A 5,140-nucleotide genomic window follows, 5' to 3' on the forward strand; every position below is an offset into this window, starting at 1 on the left:
GTTCCAGAAAGCTTCCGTGGACTGTCCTGAAAGGGTGCGGCCGGAGGCATCGGTAATGGTGCCTGAAATCATGATGGGCAATTCATAGCCAAGTTCGTCAAAAAGTTCTTTTACGGCAAAGATGGCGGCTTTGGCATTCAGGGTATCGAAGATGGTTTCAATCAGGAGGATATCGGAGCCGCCCTCAATCAGGGCAAGAGCTGCTTCCTTGTAGGCAACAGCCAGTGCTTCAAAGCTGGTGTTGCGATAGCCTGGATTGTTGACGTCAGGTGAGATGGAAGCTGTTCTGTTTGTTGGGCCCAGCACCCCAGCTACGAAACGTGGCTTATCAGGGTTCTGAGTGGTCGCTGCATCGGCGACCTCTCTGGCTAAACGAGCTGATTCCCGGTTGATCTCCGGTACCAGATGTTCCATCTCGTAGTCAGCCATGGCAATGGTTGTGGCGTTAAAGGTATTGGTTTCCAGAATGTCCGCACCGGCATCCAGATAAGACTGGTATATCTCCTTGATGATCTCAGGACGTGTCAGAGAGAGAAGGTCATTATTGCCTTTGAGGTCGCAGTCGTGATCAGCAAACCGTTCACCACGGTAGTCTTCCTCATCCAGTTTGTAGCCTTGAATCATGGTGCCCATGGCACCGTCGAGCACCAGAATCCGTTTCTCCAATTGCTTTTTAAGAAGGTTTGCTCTTGGAAAGTGTGCTCTTTCTTGACTGTTAGGCATGGGTACAGATTCCGGGCCAGTTCTCTCTATAGCCATGAAACAGGTTGTCAGGCTTTTAGTTTGACGATTCATGACTGCTTGAAGGTATTGTCAGGAGAGCGATGGTATCAGAAATACGCCTTGGAGTGTCTACTTCAAATTGCACATATCTACTGGAAAAATAAGAGAGTGGCACATAAGAGTAGACTTAAGCAATCTCGGTGGATTTGCAAAAAGAGACTGGAGCTTCTTTTGTTGTTTTGAAAGTCAGGCTGCTTATACTGAAGCCTGAATATTTTCACGGGTATTTTTGCGAAGACAAAATCCTGCAACCAGGGTGGCTATCATCGTTACGCTGGCAAGCGTCAGTGTTCCCATCTCAGGCAGTGAACTCATCAGTCCACTGACCACTGTAGCCAGCAACATTTCTATGAAGAAAATCAGGCCAGCGGCGGTGCCTGTATGTTTACTCATGCGCTCGATGGCTCTGGCCTGACATAGAGGCATAAAGAGACCCAGACCCAGCTCAAAGACAATGATGCCTACCATGTAACCCAGTATAGAACTGCCATGACTCCACCAGGCAGTGGCAAAGGAAACGTTTGCGCCTGCAGCCAGAGTGATCCAGGCCAGTCGAGTACTTTTGTCACGCCCTAACCGGTCATTCAGTTTAGGGCCAAATGATGCGCTAAAAAGGAAGCCTGCAATGGCCAACGAAAAAAGAAATCCATAAAATTTTGGAGCCAGACCTAATTGGCTGATCATGACAAAAGGCCCACCGGCGACAAATACAAAAGCGCCAGAGAATGCCGTGCCAGTTGCGATTGTGAACCGCAGATAACGCCAGTCAGTTAATACCTCTTTGTAGTCTGAAAGAATAGGGTAGCCAGAACGCTCGGAGGCTTGATGTTTTTCAGGGATAAGCAGCAGGCTGAACATCGCCATAACGGCCATTGCACCCATGGCCAGAAAGTTGCACCTCCAGCCTGCATATTCTTGAATAAATCCACCCGCGACGGGAGCCAGCAGAGGGGCTATGGTCAGGCAGGCGCTGATGTAGGACAGCATCCGTACTTCCATTTGGTCTTGGAAGTAATCTCTGGCCAGGATTCGGGCAACGGCAGTGCCAAAACAACCAAACAGGGCCTGAACAAAGCGTGCGGCTATGAACAGAGCAATGTTGTTGGTCTGCAAAGTGACGGCAGTGGCAAACAAGTAAAGGGTATAACCTAGCATCAAGGTTCTTTTTCGACCCAGGCGATCAGCCAGTGGACCTACTATCAGCATGGATAGCGAAAAACCCAGCATAAAGATACCGACACTCCATTGGGCCGTTGCACTGTTACTGCCAAAGTACTCTGTAATAGCCGGCAGCGATGGTGAGAATATATCGATAGAGACCGGACCAACTACGGCAAACAGTGTCAGTATCACCAAGACAGCATTGGAGTGTTTTTCTGTATCTAATGCGCTCATGGCTGCGACTCGTTCCACTGAAATTTATGCTTGAAGGGATAAGTTTGACAGGCTCACAGGAGTCAATTGATCTCTGTTACAGGGCAAAATCCGCCTGTACCTCAGAAAAAGAGCGCAAAGGGTACAGGCTTGTGAAAAGGGTAGCAATGGTACAATTCCACATCTGGCTGAGGACTCGCGAAGTATCAGGCAGGCATCGACCGCAATGGGGTATAACCCTCCGAAGTTCAAGTACATGTCTTTAATACCTGACTGGCCTGCTGGGGATTTCAACATAGCGCCTAATGGCATAGAATATCGGCAGAATGACAAGAGGGTTCTTGAGTTGAATATTACATTCACGGAAGCAGCACAAAAGTACCTGGTCACGCTGTTGGAGAAACAGAATGTCGAGGGTATTGGTGTGCGCCTGTTCGTTACCCAGCCTGGTACTCCTTACGCGGAAACCTGCCTTGCCTACTGTAAGCCGGGTGAGGAGAAGGAAGGGGATCTGATTCTTGAGCTGGAATACTTTAACTGCCGTGTGGAAGGAAAAAGTGAGCAGTACCTGGAAGACGCCGTTGTTGATTTTTCCGAAGACAAGCTGGGTGGCCAATTGACCATCAAGGCACCGAATGCCAAGCTGCCTCAAGTCAGCGAAGATAGCCCGCTGGACGAGAAGATCAATTATTTCCTGCAGACCGAAATCAATCCGGGGTTGGCTTCACATGGTGGTGTGGTTTCCCTGGTTGAGATTGATGAAGGTGTCGCTGTCTTGCAGTTTGGTGGTGGTTGCCAAGGATGCAGCGCAGTCGATTTAACGTTGAAAGATGGTGTAGAAAAAACTTTGATTGAGCGAATTCCTGAGCTTAAAGGTGTCAGGGATGTGACAGATCACAGCATTACCGAGAATGCCTACTTCAAGTAATATTATCTTCAAGGCCGGTTTATAGGCTGATATTACTCTGTTTCAGAAAGAGTGTATTAGCCCGTAAGCCGGTTTTTTTGTGCACTGGATATGAGCGAAGGTCTAAGTCGTATCATCTGGTATTTATTTATATTATACAATCATATTTGGCTTTTTGGTTATTGTTTGCAAAACTCATTTCAAATTTTGAGATTGAATAAAAACGAATGATTAGTTGTTAATTAGCTCGGATTTATCACTGAGGATATGACTTTTTTTTGCTTAAGTTGTTCAATTAACTCATTATTTTCGCTGGAAATTTACGGATTGGTATTCAATGAAATCGAATCTTATTACTCAGGCTGGCAAAGAAAAGCTTAAAAAAGAATTGCATTACCTCTGGCGGGATAAGAGACCTAAAGTAACTCAGGCGGTTTCTGAAGCAGCGGCATTAGGTGACCGAAGTGAGAATGCTGAGTATAAGGAAGGTAAAAGGCTGTTGAGAGAAATTGATCGAAGAATTCGCTTTCTCACCAAGCGGCTCGACATTGTAAAAGTAGTGCATTATTCACCGGAACAGGAAGGTAAAGCCTTTTTTGGTGCCTGGATAGAGCTTGAAAATGAGGAAGGAGAGATTCTTCATTGCCGGATTGTGGGGTCTGATGAAATTGACGTCAAGCGTGGGCACATAACCGTGGACTCGCCAATGGCAAGGGCTTTAATCGGCAGGCAGGTTGATGATGAGGTTATGGTCAGGACGCCGGAAGGAAATAAAGTCTGGTATATCAATAAGATACAATATGAACCTTTCCATTCACTTTGATGGCTTTGTCGGCTCCTGACCTTGTAATCAGGGTGAAAAACCTGTTGCCGTATTTTTACCTAAGATGGTTTTTGGGTGTATAACGGTCGGCCATAAACGTATAACATAATACGCCATTTTTTCTTGGTGTTTCTGGCTTTTCCAGTAGATAAAAGACCTGTGAAGCGGTACAAACAAGCCATACTGTCAAATTTTTTCGTTGCTCAGATTATCAAACCCTGTGGCTCCCAGTATATGCATTTGGTAGAAGCCAATCTTGATATTGAGTCTCGCTCTGACCGGACACTGTGTACAGAAGTATTACACGGTGCGTATCGTTACGAAGTGTTAACCAATCAACTGCTATCGGAAATATGCCCCATATGTGCTGCTATTTTAGATAGAAGAATCAGTAATATGCCAAAAAGCCGGAAGGTTTCTTCCGGCTTTCTCGGTGAAGTGGGTATGGAAGCGCCAGAGTCGCAGATGGATCTGTTATCTGTTTTGAAAGTAGAGAGTGGAGAATCTGAGACTGACGAGGTGACGCAAGGGTATCAATTTGATTTATTTTAAAGGTTTCTGACACAGTCATAACCTGACCATGTCAGACTGTTTATTATTCTGCAATTCTCGCAGGAAGCACGTTTTTCAGCTTTTCTCTCATATCACGCAGGGTTTTCTCCGTCGTTTCCCAGTCAATGCAAGCATCAGTGATGGATACACCGTATTCCAGATCTTCCAGATTTGCAGGCACCTTCTGGGCACCCCAGCCAATGTTACTCTCAATCATTAGCCCTACAACAGACTTGTTGCCTTCGATAAGCTGGTTGGTGACGTTTTCCATAACCAGAGGCTGAAGCGCTGGATCTTTGTTAGAGTTAGCATGAGAACAATCTACCATAATGTTTGGCATAATGTCGGCATTCTCAAGTTCCTGCTCGCACAGGGTTACGCTGACAGAGTCATAGTTGGGCTTGCCGTTACCACCACGGAGAACGATATGACCATACTTGTTCCCCTTGGTACGGGTAACAGCTACCTGACCATTGCCATCAATGCCCAGAAAACGATGAGGGTTAGCTACGGAGTTCAGAGCGTTAATCGCTACTTCCAGACCACCGTCTGTACCGTTTTTGAAACCCACAGCTGAAGACAGGCCACTGGCCATTTCACGATGAGTCTGAGATTCAGTGGTACGAGCGCCAATGGCAGACCAGGACACCAGATCCTGCAAATATTGAGGGGAAATAGGGTCCAGGGCTTCGGTGGCAGAA

Annotated in this window: 6 protein-coding genes; 3 read left to right on the top strand and 3 right to left on the bottom strand. The window is 46.6% G+C overall.

Going from position 1 to position 5,140, the window contains the following annotated elements:
• Together KDK19_RS10120 and KDK19_RS10125 are read right to left on the bottom strand one after the other, a co-directional pair.
• On the bottom strand, positions 1–723 hold a 723-nt coding region (locus KDK19_RS10120), incomplete at its 3' end, for a homocysteine S-methyltransferase family protein (protein WP_257291862.1).
• Between the two features lie 255 nt (positions 724–978).
• On the bottom strand, positions 979–2,178 hold the full coding sequence (locus tag KDK19_RS10125; RefSeq protein WP_257291863.1) for a multidrug effflux MFS transporter: 1,200 nt from the start codon (positions 2,176–2,178) through the stop codon (positions 979–981).
• A 325-nt stretch (positions 2,179–2,503) separates the two neighbouring features.
• Between KDK19_RS10125 and nfuA the strand changes: the two genes are divergently transcribed.
• From nfuA to KDK19_RS10140, 3 genes are all read left to right on the top strand, one after another.
• The gene (gene nfuA, locus KDK19_RS10130) at positions 2,504–3,085 is read left to right on the top strand and encodes a Fe-S biogenesis protein NfuA (RefSeq protein ID WP_257254880.1); all 582 of its coding nucleotides are present in this window, start codon (positions 2,504–2,506) and stop codon (positions 3,083–3,085) included.
• Between the two features lie 316 nt (positions 3,086–3,401).
• Positions 3,402–3,887 carry a transcription elongation factor GreB gene (gene greB / locus KDK19_RS10135; RefSeq protein WP_257254877.1) on the top strand — a complete coding sequence of 162 codons (486 nt, stop codon included), beginning with the start codon at positions 3,402–3,404 and terminating at the stop codon, positions 3,885–3,887.
• 234 nt (positions 3,888–4,121) lie between these two features.
• The gene (locus KDK19_RS10140) at positions 4,122–4,439 is read left to right on the top strand and encodes a hypothetical protein (protein WP_257279488.1); all 318 of its coding nucleotides are present in this window, start codon (positions 4,122–4,124) and stop codon (positions 4,437–4,439) included.
• 43 nt (positions 4,440–4,482) lie between these two features.
• On the opposite strand, the gene KDK19_RS10145 is transcribed toward KDK19_RS10140, so the two are convergent.
• Positions 4,483–5,140, bottom strand: a 658-nt coding sequence (locus KDK19_RS10145; protein WP_257291864.1) for a 3-deoxy-7-phosphoheptulonate synthase, incomplete at its 5' end; no start/stop codon positions are given.

This window comes from Endozoicomonas sp. ONNA1, assembly GCF_024606325.1.
GTDB lineage: Bacteria > Pseudomonadota > Gammaproteobacteria > Pseudomonadales > Endozoicomonadaceae > Endozoicomonas_A.